The sequence below is a fragment of the Brevundimonas lutea genome (assembly GCF_003704105.1).
GTDB lineage: Bacteria > Pseudomonadota > Alphaproteobacteria > Caulobacterales > Caulobacteraceae > Brevundimonas > Brevundimonas lutea.
The window spans coordinates 208317-227706 of sequence record NZ_QUOQ01000007.1 but is presented as its reverse complement, the minus strand read 5'-3'; the positions used below and the strand labels follow the sequence as shown (position 1 = coordinate 227706).

The window sequence follows — 19390 nt, the reverse complement described above, 5'->3', positions numbered from 1 at the left end:
CCGGCTCGCCGACCCGCATCCTGGTCGTCGGTCACGCCGACACCTCGGGTAACGCCCAGTACAACATCGGCCTGTCCAACCGTCGCGCCCGCACCGTGGCCGACGCGCTGGTCTCGCAAGGTGTGAACGGCGGCGTGATCTCGCTGGAAGGCCGTGGCGAAACCCAGCTGGCCCGTCCGACCGCCGATGGCGTTCGCGAGCCGCTGAACCGTCGCGCCACCATCAACATCAACTTCTGATCCGGCTTTAGGGAGGGGCTCACCGCCCCTCCCGACCCCGGTCGGACGTCGATGGCGACGGAACGATCAAGGAAAGGCCCGCCAGGCTCAGCCCGGCGGGCCTTTTCGCATCCGGATCGCCGCAGTCAGGCGCGTCGGCGCAGATCGGCCAGGGCCTGGGGCGCCAAGGCCCAGGGCTCGATGAAATAGCGGTGGAACAGCCGGTGGGGCTCGGTGGCGAAGCGCCAGAGCCATTCGACGCCGAGACGTCCCGTCCAGCGCGGCGCCGTGCTCACCACGCCAGCCTCATAGGCGAGCGCGCCGCCGATCGGCAGGATCAGACAGGGCGGCAGGACGTCGAGGTTGTCGAGGATCCATCGCTCCTGGCGCGGCATTCCCATGCCGACCATCAGAATGTCCGGACGCGCCTCGGTGATGGCGTGCACCACGGCCGCGTTCTCTTCTCCCTCGGAATTGAAGAAGCCATGATGCGATGTCGCCTCGACGCCGGGATGACGCGTTCGCACGGCGTCGAGCGCCGCCTCTCCGACCCCCGGCGCGCAGCCGAGGTGAAACACTCGCCATCCCTTCCCCGCCGCGCTGCGCCAGAAACGGTCGCGCCAGTCGAGATAGGTGTGGCGATGGGCGGGCTCCGTCGGCCGTCCCAGCAACCGTCCCCACGCCACCAGCGGCATCGAATCGATCTGAACGGCCTCGGCCCGAGCGTAGAAACGCGCCATCTCTCGGTCGTGCGCGATCAGCTTGAGGCTGTGCAGGTTGTGATTGGCCACGATGGTGGCGGCGCCGCCCGACCGCGCATTCGAAATCGCCCGCTCGAACCTGTCGAACAGCTGATCCTGGCTCATCAGGTCGACCTCGCCTCCCAGGAGGCGGAGGCGTTGGGGCGCGTCCATGACCCGCACTCTGGCGCGCGGCGATTGCGATCCGGTTCAACGGCAGGGTTAACGTTCGCCCGCCACGGCTGGCCTTTGCGGTGACGGGCGGCTAGACGAGCCAGCATCAACCAGGAGGCGATGCGCGCATGCGGGTGGCGATGATCGGAACGGGCTATGTCGGACTGGTGTCCGGAGCCTGTCTGGCGGACTTCGGCCACAGCGTCGTCTGCGTCGACAAGGATCAGGACAAGATCGCCCGCCTCAAGGCTGGCGAAATCCCGATCTTCGAGCCCGGGCTGGAAGAGCTGGTCCAGGCCAATGTGAAGGGCGGCCGATTGTCGTTCTCGACCGACCCGGCCGAGGTCGTCGGCGATTGCGACGCGGTCTTCATCGCCGTGGGAACCCCGACCCGGGAAGAGGACGGCCACGCCGACCTGTCCTACGTCCATGCCGTGGCGCGCGAGATCGCGCCGCTGCTCAGGGACTTCACCGTGGTGGTCAACAAATCCACCGTACCGGTCGGCACCGGCGACGTGGTCGAGGGTCTGATCCGCGAGACCAACCCCGAGGCCGACTTCGCGGTGGTGTCCAACCCCGAGTTCTTGAGGGAAGGCGCCGCCATCGACGACTTCAAGCGGCCGGATCGGGTGGTGATCGGCGTGGAGGACGATCGCGCGCGTCAGGTGATGGCGGATCTCTATCGCCCGCTGGACGTGACGGCGACGCCGATCGTGATGGTCGGCCGGCGCACGTCGGAACTAATCAAATACGCCGCCAACGGCTTCCTGGCGATGAAGATCGCCTTCATCAACGAGGTCGCCGACCTGTGCGAGAAGGTCGGGGCCGACGTGCAGCAGGTCGCCTACGGCATCGGTCTGGACAAGCGGATCGGCCCCAGGTTCCTGATGGCCGGCCCCGGTTATGGCGGGTCCTGCTTCCTCAAGGACACCCTGGCTTTGACCCGAACCGCCCAGGAGGCGGGGGCGCCGATCTCGCTGATCGAGGCCACGGTCGAGTCCAACGCCAATCGCAAGAAGTCGATGGCCGGACGGGTCTCGGCCATGACCGGCGACCTGAATGGCAAGACGGTGGCGCTGCTGGGGCTGACCTTCAAGCCGAACACCGACGACATGCGCGACGCACCCTCGCTGGACATGGCGCCCGCGCTGATCGCCATGGGCGCGCGGGTCCAGGCCTACGATCCCGAGGGCATGGAGGAGGCCGCGCGGTTGATGAGCGGCGTGGAGTTCCGCGACGGTCCGTATGACGCGGTTCAGGGCGCCGACGCCGTGGTTATCCTGACCGAGTGGGACCAGTTCCGCGCCCTGGATCTGGACCGGGTCAAGATGCTGATGAGCCGGCCGCTGATGATCGACCTGCGCAACGTCTATCGCCCGGAGGACGTGCGGGTGCGCGGCTTTACCTACGCCTCCATAGGGAGAGGCTGAGGCGTGTCCCGCTGGCGGTTCTGGTGGCGGGTCATCACGCGAACACTGTGGTTTCGGGTTTCGGTCTATGCCGGCCTTGGCATAGTCGCGGCCCTCGCCGCCGTGGTGCTGGCGCCGCTGGTGCCCGACGAGATGGCCGAGCGCATCGGCGGCTATGACACCGTCGAGGGTTTGCTGCGCATCCTCGCCTCCAGCCTCTTGGCGGTGGCGACCTTTTCCATCGGGGCGATGGTGTCCAGCTATACGGCGGTGTCCTCCAGCGTGACGCCGCGCGTGGCCGCCATCGTTACCGACGATCCCCAGACCCAGAACGCCCTGGCCACCTTCGTTGGCGGCTTCCTGTTCTCGATCGTCGCCCTGGTGGCGGTCGAGGCCTCCTATTACGGCGCAGAGGGACGGGCGATCATCTACTTGGCCACCCTGGTCATGATCGGGCTGGTGGCGCTGGCCCTGGTGACATGGATCGGCCACCTCGGGCGACTGGCGCGGCTCAGCTACATGGTCGACCGGGTCGAATCCCTCAGCAAGGACGCCTTCGAAGCGCGCATCACGTCGCCTTGGCTGGGCGGTCGTCGATGGGAGGGCGGCGCCCCTCCGGCAGGCGCGGAGATTCGGGCTCGGCGCGCCGGGCATGTGCTCAATGTCGATGTCGCCTCACTGGAGGCGGCCGCCGCAGAGGCTGGAGGCGAGGTGGTGGTGCTGTGCACGCCGGGCCGGTTCGTCGCCAAGAACGATCTGCTGGCCGTGGCGACGGGCCGCGTCGAGGCGATCGAGCCGTTCGCGGCCGCCTTCACCGTGAGCCCCAACCGCAGTTTCGACCAGGATCCCCGATATGGTCTGGCCGTGTTGGGTGAGATCGCCGCCCGCGCCCTGTCGCCGGCCGTGAACGATCCGGCCACCGCCGCGTCGACTGTGGGGGCCGGCCTGAGGCTGTTGCAGGCCTGGGCCGACCGCGAACTGCCGGATCACGCGCGCTGCGCTCGGGTTCTCGCGCCTGGCCTCGACCCTCAGGGGCTGATCGACGACGTGTTCGGTCCCGCGTCGCGGTACGGCGCCTCCGATCCGGTGCTGGCCGAACCTCTCCTCAGGGCATTGACCGTGCTGGCCGACAGCCCCGATCGCGACTTGGCCCAGGCCGCATCGGTTCTCGCCGACGAGACCTTGGCGCGCGTGCTCCAGTCCTCTATGGAGCCGCGCTGGAAAACGGTCTGCGAAGCCTGTCTCGACACGGCCCGCTGAGCGCGACACGGAGCCGCCGGTCGGCGCTCTGGACGCGCGCGGGGCCATCGTGTCATTAAGCCGTCAGATCGCCCCGCCATCATCGATCCCTTTCCGGCCTGACCGGCCGTCACCCCCGACGAGTTCATGACGACCCCCAACGCCGCCGCCTCCGGCCTCGTTCAGGTCCGCGACGTGTCCAAGACCTACGGCAAGCGCAAGGCGCTGGACGGAGTGTCGGTCAGCGTCGCCCAGGGCGAGATGGTCGCCCTGATCGGGCCGTCCGGCTCCGGCAAGTCCACTCTGCTGCGTTCGATCACCGGTCTGATCCCCATCGATGCGGGCAAGGGCACGATCGCCATCTTCGGCGAGACGGTTCAGTCGGACGGCCGGACCAGCCGCAATGTGCGTCGGTCTCGCGCCAAGCTCGGCTTCATCTTCCAGCAGTTCAACCTGGTCGGGCGGCTGAGCCTGTTCTCCAACGTCATGCTGGGCGCGCTTGGCCGTATTCCCGGCTGGCAGGGCTTCCTGGGCATGTGGCCGCGCGCTGACAAGGAGCGCGCCATGGCGGCGCTGCACCGGGTGGGCGTCGCCGACTACGCCTCGCAGCGCGCCAACACCCTGTCGGGCGGCCAGCAGCAGCGCGGCGCCATCGCCCGCGCCATCGTTCAGGGCGCCCAAGCCATCCTGGCCGACGAGCCGGTGGCCTCGCTCGATCCGGTCTCGGCCCGCAAGGTCATGGAACTGCTGGTCGAGCTGAACCAGCGCGACGGCCTGGGGGTGATCGTCACCCTGCACCAGGTTGATTACGCCATCCGCTACTGCAAGCGCGTCATCGCGCTCCAGGCCGGCAAGGTGGTGTATGACGGACCTTCGTCCGGTCTGGATTCCGAGACCCTGATCGGCATCTACGGCCCCGAATTCGAGGACGCCTTCTGGGAAGAGGGCGCAAAGGCATGATCTCCACCCGCAGAACCGCTTCCCGTCTGATCGCCGGCGCCGTGGCCGCGACCTTCGCCCTGGGCCTGGCCGCCTGCGGCGACGGCGGATCGGCCGACAAGGCCGGCCAGCCGGACCGCATCGTCTTCTCCATCCTGTCGGCCGAGAACCAGGCGGCGTCCGGGCCGCTGTGGCAGCCCCTGCTCGACGACATGTCCGAGGAGATCGGCGTCGAGGTCGCGCCCAACTTCGCCACCAATTACAATGGCCTGATCGAGGGCATGCGCTTCAACCAGATCCAGGTCGGCTGGTTCTCGGCCCTGCCGGCGCTGCAAGCGGTCGAGCGGTCGCAAGGCGAAATCGTCGCGCGCACGGTCGATAGCGAGGGCAAGGATTCCTATACCTCGACCCTGATCGTTCGGCGCGGTTCGGGGATCACCCTCGACGACGTCCTGGCCTGCGGCAAGCAGTACGACTTTGGTCTCGGCGACGCCCAATCGACTTCGGGCACCCTGGCGCCCATGACCTTCCTGTTCGGCCCGCGCAACATCAATCCGACCGACTGTTTCCGCACCGTTCGCTCGGCCAACCACCAGGCCAACTCCTTCTCCATCGCCACCGGCGTGCTGGACGTGGCCACCTCCAATTCGGTCAACACCGTGTTCCTGACCCGCCAGAACCCGCAGGTGGCCAGCCAGATCGAGCAGATCTGGGAATCGCCGCCGATCCCGGAGTCCGCCATCGTGGTGCGCGGCGATCTGGACCCGGCGCTGAAGGAGCGCATCCGCAGCTTCTTCCTGACCTATGGCCGCGGCGAGGGCGCCGAGGCCGAGCGCCAGCGCACGGTGCTGGCGGGGCTGAACTATTCCGGCTTCAACCCGGCCGACGCCTCCTATCTGGATCCCATCCGCGAGATGCGCCTGGACCAGGCCCTGCGCGAGGCGCGCAACGAGGGTGATCAGGCAGAGGTCGCCGCCATCCAGACCCAGCTGGCCGAACTGCGCGCGCGTCGCGAGGTCCAGCCTTGAGCGACGTCGCCCTCAAGCCTGCCGCGGCGTCGCCGGGGGCCGTCCCCGCGCCGCCGCAGAAGTCGATGGCCGCCTGGGCCATGGACGTCCTGTTGTGGGGCGGCCTGGCGCTGGTGCTGATCATCAGCTTCGGCCCGGTCGACATGGATCGCTTCGGCTATCTGTTCACCAACACCGAAAACATCCGCATCTATGGCCGCGATCTGCTGCGGCCGGACTTCTCGGACATCGGCCGGCTGATCGAGCAGATGTGGCTGACCATCCAGATCGCGCTGTGGGGCACCTTCCTGGCGGTCTTCCTGGGCATTCCCCTGGGGTTGCTGGCCGCGCGCAACATCGCGCCCAACTGGATCGTCTGGCCGGTGCGCCGTCTGATGGACCTGCTGCGCTCGGTGCCCGATCTGGTCATGGCCACCATCTTCATCGTCGCCGTGGGTCTGGGGCCGCTCGCGGGCGTGCTGGCCCTGACGCTCAATACCGGCGGCGTTCTGGCCAAGCTGTTTTCCGAAGCCGTCGAATCGATCGACCACGGGCCGGTCGAGGGTGTGCGCGCCACCGGCGCCCAGCGCCTGCACGAGATCGTCTGGGGGGTGATCCCCCAGGTGGCCCCGTTGTGGACGTCCTTCGCCCTTTATCGGTTCGAGTCCAACAGCCGCGCGGCCACCGTTCTGGGCCTGATCGGCGCGGGCGGCATCGGCCAGCTGCTGTTCGAGAACATCCAGGCCTTCGACTACGGCCAGGTTTCGGCCATTGCCATCGTCATCGTCGTGGCGGTGACCCTGATCGACATGCTGTCCCAGGCCATCCGCAAGCGTCTGCTCTGACTCTCGTCGTCGATTACGGCCGGGCTCGCCCGGCCGTAATCAATCCGTCATAAAGCCGTCGCTCTCGCGTCATGGCCGGTTGCTAACCGGCGGGGAGCCGGCGCCGCGCCTGTCGTGCGGTCCTTCGGGCTGGAGATCGACCCATGAAGACCCCGCTGATCCTCGCCGTTGCGGCGACCGCTCTTCTGGCCGCCTGCGGCCCCCAAGCCGGCGGTGGCGGCCAGGGCCCGCGCGACGCCATCTGGGCCGCCGGCTCCTCAACTGTGTTTCCCTTCACCTCACGCGTGGCCGAGAACTTCCAGCGCACCTCGGGCGGCGCGGCCCCCCGGGTCGAGAGCCTCGGCACCGGCGGCGGCATCCAGGCCTTCTGCTCGGGCGTCGGCCCCGCGACCCCGGACATCGCCAACGCCTCGCGGCCGATGAAGGCCTCGGAGTTCGACCTGTGCGCCGAGAACGGCGTCACCGACATCATCGAGATCCAGATCGGCTATGACGGCATCGTCGTGGCCACCGCCCGCGACGGCGGCGACTTCGACTTCCGGATCCAGGACCTCTATCTCGGCCTGGCCAAGGAGGTCCCCGGCGCCGACGGCCAGCTGGTCGCCAATCCCAACACCACCTGGGCCCAGGTCAATCCGGCCCTGCCCGATCAGCGCATCCAGGTTTATGGCCCGCCGACCACCTCGGGCACCCGCGACGCCTTTCTGGAACTGGGCATGACCCCGGGCGCCCAGGCCGTGCCGGCCGCCGCCGCCATCGAGACCTCCGACGAGGACCGCTTCGAGGCCCTGGCCCACACCCTGCGTGAAGATAACGCATGGATCGACGCCGGCGAGAACGACAACGCCATGGTCCAGACCCTGACCCGCACCCCCGGTTCGCTGGGTGTGTTCGGCTACTCCTTCCTCGAACAGAACCTCGACTCCGTGAAGGCCGCCTCCATCAACGGCGTGTCGCCCAGTTTCGAGACCATCTCGGACGGCAGCTATCCGCTGGCCCGGAGCCTGTTCATCTATGTCAAGAAGGCCCACATCGGCGTGACGCCGGGCCTCAACGAGTTCTTGCAGGAGTTCCTGTCGGACGCCTCGGCCGGCTCGGGCGGCTATCTGCAGGATCGCGGCCTGGTGCCGCTGTCGGCCGACGGTGTCGCCGCCGAGCGCGCCAAGGTCGAGGCCGGCACGGCGATGGCTCGCCCGGCCGAGTGACGCCCGACCGTCAGGCGGCCAGATGGGCGAAGGCCCGCACGACCGCCTGATAGGCCTCTCGCTTGAAGGGCACGATCAGTTGGGGCGCGTCTTCCAGACGCCCCCAGCGCCAGGCGTCGAACTCGGGCTCGCCCTGGGCCCCGAGGTCGATCTCTGACTCGTCGCCGGTGAAGCGATAGGCGAACCAGGCCTGCTTCTGGCCTTTCCAGCCGCGCGCGATCTTCGAGCCCGAAGCCTCGGGCGGAAAGTCGTAAGCGATCCAGCCCTCCGTCCGGGCCAGCGGCTCGACCGACACGACGCCGGTCTCCTCGGCCAGTTCACGCCGGGCGGCCGTCTCCAGATCCTCCCCGTCGTCGACACCGCCCTGAGGGAACTGCCAGGCGTCAGCGTGGCCCGCGCGTCGGCCGTACCAGACCCGGCCATCGGGATGGAACAGCACCACGCCTACGTTGGGGCGATGCAGGGGCAGGTCGTCGTGGGGCGATGAGGCCAATGGAGCGGTCCCTATGCGGCGGCCCCTTTCTCTAGCAGCCTGTCGCGCGCCCTTCGACGGTTCGACAGCCGGCCCGGCTTCGGGGTAGAGAGCGCGCCCACCCTCGGCGAGATATGTCCCCTTTGCGACTGCCCCAGGCCCGGCTTGATCAGGTGCTCGACCGCTTCCACGAGGTGGAGGCGCGAATGGGCGCGGCCACGGAAGGCGCCGAGATCGTGCGCCTGGGCAAGGAGCACGCCGAACTCAAGCCGGTGGCGGACGCCGTCGAGGCGCTGAGCCGCGCGCGCGCCGAGGTCGAGGATCTCAGGCTCCTGGCTGACGACCCGGAGATGGGCGCCCTGGCGGCGGAAGAACTGGCCCAGAAGGAGGAGGGGCTGCCGGATCTGGAGCGCTCCGTCGCCTTGCTGCTCGCGCCCCGTGACGCCGATGAGAAGGCTTCGGCCATTCTGGAAGTGCGGGCGGGAACGGGCGGCGACGAGGCGGCCCTGTTCGCCGGCGACCTGTTCCGCATGTACGCCCGCTACGCCTCGTTGCAGGGCTGGCGGGTCGAGGTCGACAGCGTCTCCGAAGGCGAGATGGGCGGGTACAAGGAGATCATCGCCTCGATCACCGGCGATGGCGTCTTCGGCCGCATGAAATTCGAGAGGGGCGTCCACCGGGTGCAACGGGTGCCCGAAACGGAGGCCCAGGGACGCATCCACACCTCGGCCGCCACCGTCGCGGTGCTGCCAGAAGCCGAGGACGTCGATATCGTCATCGAGGACAAGGACATCCGCATCGACACCTACCGCGCGTCCGGCTCTGGCGGACAGCACGTCAACAAGACGGATTCGGCCGTGCGCATCACCCACCTGCCGACCGGCCTTGTCGCCACCTCGTCGGAGAAGAGCCAGCACGAGAACCGGCGCAAGGCGATGATCAACCTCAAGGCCCGGCTCTATGACATGCAGCGTCAGGAGAAGGACAAGGCCCGCTCGGATTCGAGGAAGAGCCAGGTCGGTTCGGGCGACCGGTCAGAGCGCATCCGCACCTACAACTTCCCGCAAGGGCGGGTGACGGATCACCGCATCAATCTGACCCTATACAACCTCGCCCGGATTGTGGCCGGCGACGCCCTCGACGAGGTGATCGAGCCGCTGATCGCCGAGGACCAGGCCGCCCGTCTGGCCGACCTTGAGGCCGAACTAGGCTAGCCCTCGCCGCGCTTGGCCTTTCGCTGCATGACCCGGTCGGCCATGGCCTCGGCGTGCTTGAGGGTGAAGGCCAGCGCCGCCGGATTGCCGCGCCGCGGCCCCACGGTGTCAGCCATGATGGCGCCGCGATCGCCCAGCGGGGCCGGATCGCCGGTGGTGGTGTCGATCGCCGTCTGGTGTTCGATCTCGGCGTTGAACTTGGCCCCGATCAGGATGATCTGCACCGACAGCCAGGTCCAGATCAGGAAACCCATGGCGGTGGCGAGTGGTCCATAGCTGTCCAGTCGCACGAAGGTGGTCAGGTACCAGCTGAAGACGAAGGAGACGAGCACGCTCAGCGTCGCGGCCAGCAGCGCTCCCGGGGTCAGCCACCGCCAACGCGCCTTCTGTCGGCAGGGCCCAAAGCGATAGATTACCGTAAGGGCGGCCACATAGCCGGTGAACAGCAGCGGCCAGCGCAACGGCGCCAGATAGGCCCACTCGTCTTCCAACCCAAACACCGCCAGCACCACGGGAACGCCCACGACCAGGGCGGCGCTGAGCAGAACCGCCGCCAAGCCGGTCAGGGTGAAGGCGAAACCCAGCAGGTTGTAGGTGACGATATTGCGCTTCTCCACCTCATGGTAGGCAAGATTCAGGCCGTAAAACAGGGTCTTGATGCCGTTGTTGGCGGTCCACAGCGATAGGGCCAGGGTCCAGATCAGGGTGAAGGTTAGTTGGCCCTTCGATCCTGTCGCCAGGCGCTGCATTTCCCCGCCCAGGAAGCTGGCCACGTTTTCAGGCAGCACGGAATAGAGGAAGGCGATCCGCTCCCACGCTTGGGACGGGTCGGCGAACAGGCCGTAGATGGTGACGAAGGCGCCGAGCGTCGGAAACAGAGACAGCAGAATGAAGAAGGTCACCCCGCCGGCCACGAACCCCACCCGGTCCCCGAAGTAAGCCCCGCCCAGCCGCCATAGGATATCGACCCAGCCCTTGCGAGGAATGTGCTCGGGGCGCTGGGCCAGGCGGCCGCGGCCTGGCTCCCGGACATCGTAGTCCTCAATCGCCATCTTGGGCGGTATGGCCGGTTCAGGCGCCAGATCAACGCCGGTGCGGTCGCTGATCCGATCCCGCACCCCGGCGCCGCGCGTGTGCAGCAGGTGCGCCGAGGCGGCGCCGGCGGCCAGTCCTCCAAAGATCGCCGCGCCATACTTGCCGATCGTCGAGACCAGGCGGCGGGCGTCGGGGGAGGGGCTGCGGCGCATCCGCTCCGAACGAAACCGACGGCCCGGACGTTCCCCGGCTCGCCACGCACCCGCCGCTTGTCGCCCGCTTCTCCGGCGCGCTAGGAGCCTCCCCCATGACCGACGCTTCCCCGACCGGACCGACCATTCTCACCGCCTGGAAGGGTGCCCACAAGCGTTTGAAGGACGGCCGCATCGACAGCCCGGCCATCGACGCCCGCCTCTTGCTGGAGGCGGCGTCCGGCGCGACCCGCACCGACATCCTGACCGACCCCTATCGGCCGGTAACGCCCGAGCAGCAGGCAACGCTGGACGGCTACGTCGAGCGCCGTCTGCGCCGCGAGCCGGTTTCGCGCATCCTGGGCCGTAAGGCCTTCTGGAAAATCCTGCTGAATGTCACGCCGGACGTGCTGAGCCCTCGGCCGGACACCGAGACCCTGCTGGACGTGTCCTTGCTCGCCTTCCCGCCGAGCGAGGCCTTCAATGTGATCGATCTGGGCGTGGGCTCGGGCGCGATCCTGCTGGCGCTGCTGGCCGAGCGGCCGGCGGCCAGGGGGCTGGGCACCGACGTCTCGTCCGAGGCGATCGCCGTGGCGCGGGAGAACGCGGCGAACCTGGACCTCAATGGGCGCACCACTTTCTTGCGCACGGAGTGGGCGGCCGGGCTGGCCGATCACAGCTTTGATCTCGTGCTGTCCAACCCGCCTTACATTCCGTCCGGCGACATCCCCGGCCTTGATCCTGAGGTGCGCGACCACGATCCGCATCTGGCGCTGGACGGCGGCGAGGACGGGCTGGACGCCTATCGCGCCCTGGCCCCGGAAATCCTGCGCATCCTCAAGCCGGGCGGCATCTACGCCATCGAGATCGGCCACGATCAGGGCGAGGCGGTGAAGGCCCTGTTCGACGAGGCCGGCCTGCCGGGAGCGAAGATCGTGCGTGACCTCGCCGACCGCGACCGCGTCGTCACCAACGGCCCGGACCCCCGCACCACGCCGCGGCCATCCTGACAAACCCCTTGGAATTGTCGCCCGCTCGCGCTAAGCACGACGTCGCTTCCCTTCATCCTGCATCGCCCGCGACCCGATCGGTCATGCGCGCTGTGTGGCTGGAGACCGCGTCACGTCCCTGATCCAGGGGCGTCTCGGTCGGGGCGGCTTCCACCGAGGGCGGGGATGGTCTCCGCGACGCTGGAACCTTTCGAACGCACATTTCGACACGGCCGGCCCGATGGGCGCGGACCCAGAAGACGGTATCTCCCCATGCGAGACTTCAAGGGCATGAAGCGCCAGCGCGGTCGCAACCGGAAATCCGGCGGCGGCGGCAACAACGCAAATGCGACCAATCCGAACCGGTCGTGGGACTCGCAAGGCCCCGAGAACATCAAGGTCCGGGGCAACGCCCAGACCGTCTATGAACGGTACCAGGCCTTGGCGCGCGACGCGGCCTCCGCGGGCGACCGGGTGCTGGCCGAGAACTATTCCCAGCACGCCGAGCACTATTTCCGCGTGCTGCGCGCCCTGCAGCCGCAGAAGTCCTTCCAGGACATCGCCCAGCGCGAGACGATGAGCCAAGGCTTCGACATCGATTTCGAGGACGAGTCCGGCGCCCAGGCCGCCGCCATCCTGGCCGCCCAGCAGGCCGCCGAGCGCGCCCAGCAGCCGGGCCAGGAGGGTCGTCAGGAGACCCGTCAGGAGGGGCGCAACGATAGCCGCCCGGATGAAAGCTGGCGCGACCGGTCTGGCGACGACCGCCAGGACCGCGACCGCCAAGACCGCGACCGCCAGGATCGCGACGACGGCGAAGGCGGTCGTCGTGAAACCCGCCGTGAGCGCTGGGAGCGGCGTCAGGAAGAGCGTCGGGCCCGCTTCGAGCGTGAGGCGGCCGAGCGGGACGGTCGCGAACCGGCATCGCGTGATGAAGGCGACGCCGCGGCCAGTTCCGAACAGGCGCCCGACAACGCTGATCGGGCCCAGGATGGACCGCCGCCCGTCCAGGATACGGCGGCAGAGGAGCGTCCGCGTCGCGGTCGTGGCCGTCCGCGTCGAGAGGCAGCTGAGGATGCCGATACGGCGCCCGCCGATGACGGCGCCTCCCTGCCGGGGTTCCTCACGCGTCCGACGACCTTGAGCGAGGCCAGCGAAGACCCGGCTCCCAAGCCGCGGCGTCGCCGCGCGACCAAGGCGGACTCCGGACCGACCGAAGCCGCCTGATCCCGCATTACGAGCGTTTAACGGCAACGCAACCTATACGAGATAGCGTCTCTTCCTTCTGACGGAGGGTCGCCATGTCTCTCGCCTTTATCGCTCTCGGTTTCACCGCGTTCGGGGCAGTGGGCTTGGCCTATCGCTGTCTGTCGCTCGCGCGGCGCCTTCGCGACTGCCGGAGCGAGGCCGATGAGTCTGCCGGCGAGCGCGATCGGCTCGTCGCCGAGCTTATGGCCATCAACGGTGTCGCCGCCGCCGCCCGCTCCGAAACCTTGGCCGCTCGCGATCGGGCCGACGAACTGCTCGCCAGAGCAGCGCGCGCGGCGCTTGAGCCCCTGGCTGCCGCCAGGACCATGAGCGCCGCGCTGGTGGCCGCACCCTCGGGTCACCCGCAACAGCGCCGCCGCCTGGATATTCTGGCGGAGAGCCTCGCGCGCGCTCATGCCGCCTGCGAGGATCTGGCTCAGCTCAGCCGCTGTGGCGGGCCGACCCCGCACCTGAGACGGATCGACCCGCTGGTGGTCATCGACCGCGTGGCCGCACGCTATCGCTCCGGGGCCGACGCGCGGCGGATCGAACTGCGCAGTCCGCCGCCGGAGCCCCAGATGGCGGTCTGGGCGGACGCCGAGCGACTGGACCGCGTGCTCTCGGCCGTGCTCGATAACGCTATCCGCTATAATCGGGAGGGCGGGGTGGTCATGATCGAGGCGCGTCGCCAGTCGAACGGTCTGGCGATTCTGGTCCATGATTCGGGGCGCGGCGTGGAGGAGGGCCGGATCGAGGCCTTATTCGACCCCTTCACCGCCCATCCCGGCGGAGCCAGGCGGGGGGTGGGACTGGCGGTCGCGCGACGCCTGGCGCGCTCCATGGGCGGGGACGTCCGGATAGACAGCGCGCTCGGCGAGGGCTCTACCGTCACCATCCGCCTGAATCTGGCCAAGCCCGAGCCGGTCGAGGCCGAGGTCGCGCCGACGCGCCCGCGCCTGACCCTTGTCCACATCGATGCCGACCCCGTGGGCCGGGGCGTGGTTCGTCACCACTGCGAGGCGGTGGAGGGTGTCGCCCTGCATCAGGCGGAAACGCTGGAGCAGGGACAGGCGCTCGCGCACGACCTAAAGCCGGACGCGGTGATCGTCACCCTCGTCACGTCCAGGGACGCCGCGGACGGGCGGCGCGCGCTGGATCGCGATGTCTCGACGCGCGACATCCGGGTAATCGCGCTCGCGCGCCTCGACGCCCTGACGACGCGCGCCTCAGGCGTCTGCGAGTGGCTTGATCTGCCGCTGGAGGGCCGGGCCTTCGCCGCGGCCCTTATGCGGCTCAAGCCGGTCATGACTGAACCGACACGGGTGATCGTCCGTTAGCATGCCGACGGCGGGGGCCGTTCCAGTCTGAGGATCGCATGCGCCGTCACGCCCTTCTCCTGTCCGCCGCCGCCGTGCTCGCCGCCTGTCAGGGCGAACCGACGAACTCCGCTCCCCCGACCACGCCTGAGCCGGAACGCCCGGTGGGCGCCGAACCCACCGCGATGCGCGACGAAACGACCGGTGCAGTCCCCGACGCGCCACCGGCCGCGGGCGCGCAGCCCGGCGGTCTGCAAGGCGGCAGTTCCGACTGGCGAGAGGTAGCAACGGCGGATGACGCCGCACGGTTGTCGCGGCTGGATCAGGCCTGGCGCATGGCGCGCGCGGAGGCCGAGGCGAAAGGCTTCGCGTCCGAGGTCGAGGCTCTGGGCGCCCTGGTTGACCCGAACGCCGCCCTGCCGGGACGTCTTCAGCCGACGCCCGGCGACTATCGCTGTCGCACCTCCAAGATCGGCAGCATTAACGGCGACGGCCTGGGTTATGTCGCCTACCCATGGTTCCGCTGCACGGTCGAACTGACGGTCGGCGGCGACCTGATCCTGACCAAGACCACGGGGTCGCAGCGCAGCCAGGGCCTGCTTTATCCCGACAGCGAGCGCCGGTTGGTCTTCATTGGCGCGCAGGCCTGGGGATCGGACGAGCGGGGCTATCCTCGTTATGGCCAGATGCCCGAACGCGACCAAATTGGGGTTCTGGAGCGGATCGGGGATCAACGGTGGCGCTTGGTGCTGCCGTGGCCGAAGCAGGAAGCCAAGCTGGAGCTGCTGGAGATCAGCCGCTGACTTGACCGCGACGGCGACGCCCGCAACCTTCGCTCTCGTCAGCCAAGGAGCGCGCCATGAAGGGCAACACCCAACTCACCATCTGGACCAGCGTCGCCGTTCTGGTGCTGGTGGCGGGGCTGTTCTTCGGCTTCCCGCTCTACAACGTCTACTCCAAGCAGATGGCCGGACGCGCCGCCTATGAGGAGGCGGTGCAGAACCGGCGCATCCGTGTGCTGGAAGCCCAGGCGCTGCTGGATTCCGCCAAGCTGACCGCCCAGGCCGAGGTCGAACGCGCACGCGGCGCCGATCAGGCCAACCGGATCATGGCCGAGGGCCTGGGCGGCCCGGAAGCCTATCTGCGCTGGAGCTACATCAACATGCTTCAGGAAACCGCAGGCCAGCAGGGGCGCCAGACCATCTACGTCCCCACCGAAGCGGGCATGCCGATTCTGGAGGCCGGGCGCATCGCCAATCAGCGGCCGGCCGACTAGCTGGTTACTTGGAAATACGCAGGCGGGTGATGTCGCGACCGATGGCGCGGAAGGCGTTGGTGAGGTCCGAGCCGCTGGCCGGCAGATAGGCCGTCTGGGCGCTGGAGGCGCATTCCCGCATGATGTTGGCCGCGGCGCCGTTCGCCGGCACCTGGAACCCGACTGTATAGACCAGGATGCCCTGCGCCCTCATGGCGTCACACAGCGCCTCGGCCTGATCGAAGGCGTCGCCGTTGGTGGCGGCGCAGTTGATCTTGTCCTGATAGGCGCCGGACCCGTCGCCGGCGTCCCAGGCGATGACGCCCGAGCAGTAGGGGGTGTTGAACTCACCATCGGTCATCAGGATCACCGCCTTGAGCAGGCGATCGGGATCGTGGGCGCCGGGGGTCGAGGATCCGGTCCACAGGCTGCTGAAATTCGGCGACACCGCGTACCATCCCCAGGCCGCGCCGATGTGCCCCGCCGTCGATCCGCCGATCTGGAGCCCGTCGATCTTGCTCTTGAGGGCGCCGATATCGCTGGACAGGGGCATAAGGGTGCTGGTCGGGCAGGCGTTGTTCGAGGAGGCGTAGTTGAAACCCACCTTGGCGCTGGCGGGCGATGCGTCGGTGTAGGCAGCGACGCCCGTGCGCTCGCTGACGCATTTCGAAGCCTCGAAGGCGGTCAGATTGCCATAGGCGTTGTTGAAAACGCGCCAGGTGCAACCGTACCGACCGCACCAGGATTTTCCGCCCGACGAATACTGGCCCTGGGGCACGGTATTGATCCGGAACGTGGAGCCGGACACGCCGGACACCACATAGGGGCGGTTGTTCAGCCCGGCGAAGCCGCCGACGTCGGTGATATACACCCCCTCACCGTTGGACAGGCCGTGGCCCGACGCGGTGATGGTGGGGGCGCAGTCGTCCCGCGAGCATTTGGCCACCTTGACGTTGTCGCTGGAGCGGAAGCTGCTCCAGTTGCTGCTGTTGACGCCGCTGAGTTGGAAGCTGTTGTTGTTCCTGTTGGCGACGGTGAAGACGCGCCCGTTCAGGTCGTCCATGCGCGACGAGTTCCAGAACACCACCTTGTCGCCGTTCGAGAAGCCATGGCCATTGGCCGTGACAGTCGCCCAGTTGGCGCGGGTCACGCCGCCGACGTCGCGGATCGACCCGCTGTGCCAGCTGACCCCGGTGATGTTGACCGAACCCGTTGGCGTCCCGCGCGCGGCGGCGGCGTGGGTGTCGAGATTGACGCCCATCGAATACGGCACCACCGCCATCTTGGAATAGAAGGGCGACTGCTGGGTCTGGACCACGATATCGACCAGCACCTCGGCGGCGTCCTTCAGCAGGTCGATCTTGCCGTTGTTCATCGACCCGGTGATGTCGAGGACCAGAGCGACCTCGAGATTGCGTGAGGCGCGGTTGACCTCGGAGTGCGAGCCGACCTGGATCGTCTGGTCGAGGATCTGGCCGTAGGGCGGCAGGATGAACCCCGCCAGAAGGGTTTCCACATCGACCTTGGATGTTCCGACCACCACGCCGTTGCTGTCCAAAGTGAACTCGGTCAGATCCTCGCGCAGGGTGATCTCGGGGTAGGCTTGCAGGTTGGCGCGCAACGCCGGCAGGGCGACCGCGGTGATGCCTTCGTTGGTGGTGGCGGACGAGCGCGCGGCGGCCAGGGCCGCAGCATCGAGAGCGTCCTGCAGGTTCATGCGGACCGTCGACGCCCGGTGGATATCCACCCCCGCGACCGTAATCAGGAGCAGGGGCGGAAAGGCCAAGGCGTAGAGCATGGCGACCGCGCCCTCGCGAGCACGGGCCAGCCGTGCCGCAAATCGGTTCATTGCGCTCAGAAACCTGGCCATCGACCTGTCGCCACACGTCATGAGCGGGGCGCATGGCCCCGCAGTTGACCTCAGTGTGACAAGGCGCGGTGAATCATCCGCTCACGAGGGCGGTTAATGGACGATCAAGCCTGATGTCGCCCGCTCAGGCGGCGTCCCAGCCGCACGATCGACCCCGATTTTGAGTCGTCAGCCAGGCGTTCAGGGGCTCGAAATAGTCGGCCACGGCCGAGGCGTCGTTCTCGCGCTCGCCGCTGAAGGCCGCCATCGCCTCGGGCCAGGGCCGCGACTGGCCCATCTCCATCATGGCGTTGAAACGCTGTCCGACCTCCTCGTTCCCATAGACCGAGCAGCGGTGCAGCGGGCCAGTCCAGCCGGCCTGTTCGCATGCGGCGCGGTGGAACTGGAACTGATAGATGTGGGCCAGGAAGTAGCGGGTGTAGGGCGTGTTTCCGGGGATGTGATATTTGGCGCCGGGGTCGAAGGCGTTCTCCGGGCGCGGTCCGGGCGGAACCAGACCCTGATAGCGCAGCATGTTGGCGTTCCAGGCGTCGTTGTAGTCCTCTGGCGTCGTCTCGCCCGAGAACACGCCCCAGCGCCAGCGATCGACCATCAGGCCGAAGGGCAGGAAGGCGATCTTGTCCAGCGCAGTCTTGAGCAGGAACGGAATGTCCTCCTCGTCGCCCGGCACGGTGTCCAGCAGGCCGATCTGGTTCAGATAGGTCGGGGTCTGGGCCGACAGGGCGGCGAAATCGCCGATCGCCTCGTGGAAGCCGTCGTTGGCCCCGTTCCGGAACAGGAAGGGCTGCTGGTTATAGGCCCGCTGATAGTAGTTGTGCCCCAGCTCGTGGTGCATCGTCTGGAAGTCTTCGGCGTTGACCCGGGTGCACATCTTGATGCGCAGGTCGTCGACATTGTCGATGTCCCAGGCCGAGGCGTGGCAGACCACTTCGCGACCCTCCGGACGCACGATCTGCGACCGCTCCCAGAAGGTGTCCGGCAGCTCGGCCAGACCCATGGAGGTGTAGAAGCCTTCGGCCGTCTCGGCGATCTTTACCGGGGTGTAGTCGGCCTGGACCAGCAGGTCGGTCAGGTCGTAGCTGGACTCCGGCAGGTCCGAGGGGGCCACGACGTCATAGATGTTGCCCCACTGCTGGGACCACATGTTGCCCAGGAGATCGGCGCGGATGGGGCCGGTCGCAGGCTGGACCGCGTCGCCATAGCGTTCGTTCAGCTCGGCCCGGACATAGCAGTGCAGGTTCTCGTAGAAGGGTTTGACCTGCTCCCACAGCCGGTCGGTCTCGGCGGCGAAGGCGTCGGGGCCCATGTCATAGCCGGAGCGCCACAGAGCGCCCGTGTCGGCGTAACCCAGCTCGCGCGACCCCTCGTTGGCGATCTCGACCATGCGGGCGTAGTCGTCGCGCATCACCGGCGACACGGTGCGCCAGCCCTCGTAGATGGCCTTGGTGACCGCCGGGTCGCGCGACTCGGCCAGGATTTCCTCACCCTGCTGCAAGGTGATCTGCTCACCCTGATGCTCGAAGCGGCCGGTGGCGTAAGTCGAATCCAGCCGGGTGGTGATCTCGGCCAGCTCGCCCGCCGCGCCGGGGCGGTTCGGCGCCGGCAGGACGATCGACTGGCGCATCAGGTTCAGCTTGCGGCGGACATCGTCGGGAACCTCGACGTCGTTGAAGCGCGCCGCCTCATTCGCCAGGGCGACCTGCAGTTCGGTGTATTCGGCGTTGGCGCGCGCCTCCAGCCACATGGTGTCGAAGGTGATGTGGGTGGCGCGCACCCAGGCGACGCGCCCGACATATTCCGACAGAGCCATCAGCGTCTCCTCAGCCTCGGCGACGAAGGCGGCGGCGCCCTCGGCCGTGGCCGGATGCTGGGTGATGGTCGGCGTGGCGGCGGGGGCGGCCACCTGGTCCTGGCCATGCGACAGGGCCGCGCCGGCGCCGGCGGCCAGCAGGACGGAGGCCGCGGCGGCGGTCAGCAGGGTGCGCTTCATGGACGTCTTCCTCGTGGTTCGCGGCGCTGTCGCCGTC

The 19390-nt window shown here is 68.2% G+C and carries 18 protein-coding genes; 13 read left to right on the top strand and 5 right to left on the bottom strand.

The genetic code is table 11. The annotated features are described in order from the left end of the window. The coding region (locus tag EES48_RS13515; protein ID WP_162997935.1) for an OmpA family protein at nt 1–239 on the top strand (239 nt) is incomplete at its 5' end. Nucleotides 240–364: 125 nt separating this feature from the next. Here EES48_RS13515 and EES48_RS13510 read toward each other — a convergent pair. After that, on the bottom strand, nt 365–1132 hold the full coding sequence (locus EES48_RS13510) for a WecB/TagA/CpsF family glycosyltransferase (protein WP_122468223.1): 768 nt from the start codon (nt 1130–1132) through the stop codon (nt 365–367). A 128-nt stretch (nt 1133–1260) separates the two neighbouring features. Here EES48_RS13510 and EES48_RS13505 point away from each other — a divergent pair, with 128 nt between their 5' ends. From EES48_RS13505 to EES48_RS13480, 6 genes are all read left to right on the top strand, one after another. Beyond that, a complete protein-coding gene (locus tag EES48_RS13505; protein ID WP_122468220.1) occupies nt 1261–2562 on the top strand; it encodes a UDP-glucose dehydrogenase family protein in 1302 nt (433 codons plus the stop codon). Between the two features lie 3 nt (nt 2563–2565). Then, entirely contained in the window at nt 2566–3801 is a 1236-nt protein-coding gene (locus EES48_RS13500; RefSeq protein WP_122468216.1) for a DUF2254 domain-containing protein, read from the top strand. 126 nt (nt 3802–3927) lie between these two features. Continuing rightward, nucleotides 3928–4740, top strand: a complete 813-nt coding sequence (gene phnC, locus EES48_RS13495; RefSeq protein WP_122468213.1) for a phosphonate ABC transporter ATP-binding protein — start codon at nt 3928–3930, stop codon at nt 4738–4740. Beyond that, nucleotides 4737–5747 (top strand): phosphate/phosphite/phosphonate ABC transporter substrate-binding protein, encoded by a 1011-nt coding sequence (phnD, locus tag EES48_RS13490; protein WP_122468209.1) that lies wholly within the window; start codon nt 4737–4739, stop codon nt 5745–5747. Before phnC ends, phnD begins: the two co-directional genes overlap by 4 nt. After that, the gene (phnE, locus tag EES48_RS13485) at nt 5744–6571 is read left to right on the top strand and encodes a phosphonate ABC transporter, permease protein PhnE (protein WP_240623366.1); all 828 of its coding nucleotides are present in this window, start codon (nt 5744–5746) and stop codon (nt 6569–6571) included. Before phnD ends, phnE begins: the two co-directional genes overlap by 4 nt. Before the next feature lie 143 nt (nt 6572–6714). Then, nucleotides 6715–7776: a substrate-binding domain-containing protein gene (locus tag EES48_RS13480; RefSeq protein WP_122468205.1), complete on the top strand. Its 1062-nt coding sequence runs from the start codon at nt 6715–6717 to the stop codon at nt 7774–7776. 10 nt (nt 7777–7786) lie between these two features. Here EES48_RS13480 and EES48_RS13475 read toward each other — a convergent pair whose 3' ends face one another. Continuing rightward, nucleotides 7787–8269: an RNA pyrophosphohydrolase gene (locus tag EES48_RS13475; RefSeq protein ID WP_122468201.1), complete on the bottom strand. Its 483-nt coding sequence runs from the start codon at nt 8267–8269 to the stop codon at nt 7787–7789. 122 nt (nt 8270–8391) lie between these two features. On the opposite strand from EES48_RS13475, the gene prfA reads away from it, so the two are divergent. Continuing rightward, nucleotides 8392–9462 carry a peptide chain release factor 1 gene (gene prfA / locus EES48_RS13470; protein WP_122468198.1) on the top strand — a complete coding sequence of 357 codons (1071 nt, stop codon included), beginning with the start codon at nt 8392–8394 and terminating at the stop codon, nt 9460–9462. On the opposite strand, the gene EES48_RS13465 is transcribed toward prfA, so the two are convergent. After that, nucleotides 9459–10709, bottom strand: a complete 1251-nt coding sequence (locus EES48_RS13465; RefSeq protein WP_122468195.1) for a YihY/virulence factor BrkB family protein — start codon at nt 10707–10709, stop codon at nt 9459–9461. The genes prfA and EES48_RS13465 overlap by 4 nt on opposite strands. A gap of 95 nt (nt 10710–10804) precedes the next feature. Here EES48_RS13465 and prmC point away from each other — a divergent pair, with 95 nt between their 5' ends. The 5 genes from prmC to EES48_RS13440 all read left to right on the top strand — a co-directional run bounded on the left by prmC (nt 10805) and on the right by EES48_RS13440 (nt 15514). Next, nucleotides 10805–11698 (top strand): peptide chain release factor N(5)-glutamine methyltransferase, encoded by an 894-nt coding sequence (gene prmC, locus EES48_RS13460; RefSeq protein WP_122468191.1) that lies wholly within the window; start codon nt 10805–10807, stop codon nt 11696–11698. A gap of 252 nt (nt 11699–11950) precedes the next feature. After that, entirely contained in the window at nt 11951–12901 is a 951-nt protein-coding gene (locus tag EES48_RS13455) for a DUF4167 domain-containing protein (RefSeq protein ID WP_122468188.1), read from the top strand. A gap of 74 nt (nt 12902–12975) precedes the next feature. Then, nucleotides 12976–14259, top strand: coding sequence for a sensor histidine kinase (locus tag EES48_RS13450; RefSeq protein ID WP_122468185.1), 1284 nt, complete (start codon nt 12976–12978; stop codon nt 14257–14259). 38 nt (nt 14260–14297) lie between these two features. After that, nucleotides 14298–15041 (top strand): DUF4893 domain-containing protein, encoded by a 744-nt coding sequence (locus tag EES48_RS13445; protein ID WP_122468182.1) that lies wholly within the window; start codon nt 14298–14300, stop codon nt 15039–15041. 56 nt (nt 15042–15097) lie between these two features. Then, entirely contained in the window at nt 15098–15514 is a 417-nt protein-coding gene (locus tag EES48_RS13440; RefSeq protein WP_122468178.1) for an SPFH domain-containing protein, read from the top strand. A gap of 4 nt (nt 15515–15518) precedes the next feature. On the opposite strand, the gene EES48_RS13435 is transcribed toward EES48_RS13440, so the two are convergent. Next, entirely contained in the window at nt 15519–17363 is a 1845-nt protein-coding gene (locus tag EES48_RS13435; RefSeq protein ID WP_122468175.1) for a pilus assembly protein TadG-related protein, read from the bottom strand. A 124-nt stretch (nt 17364–17487) separates the two neighbouring features. Further along, on the bottom strand, nt 17488–19353 hold the full coding sequence (locus EES48_RS13430; protein WP_122468170.1) for a M2 family metallopeptidase: 1866 nt from the start codon (nt 19351–19353) through the stop codon (nt 17488–17490). Nucleotides 19354–19390 lie beyond the last annotated feature (37 nt).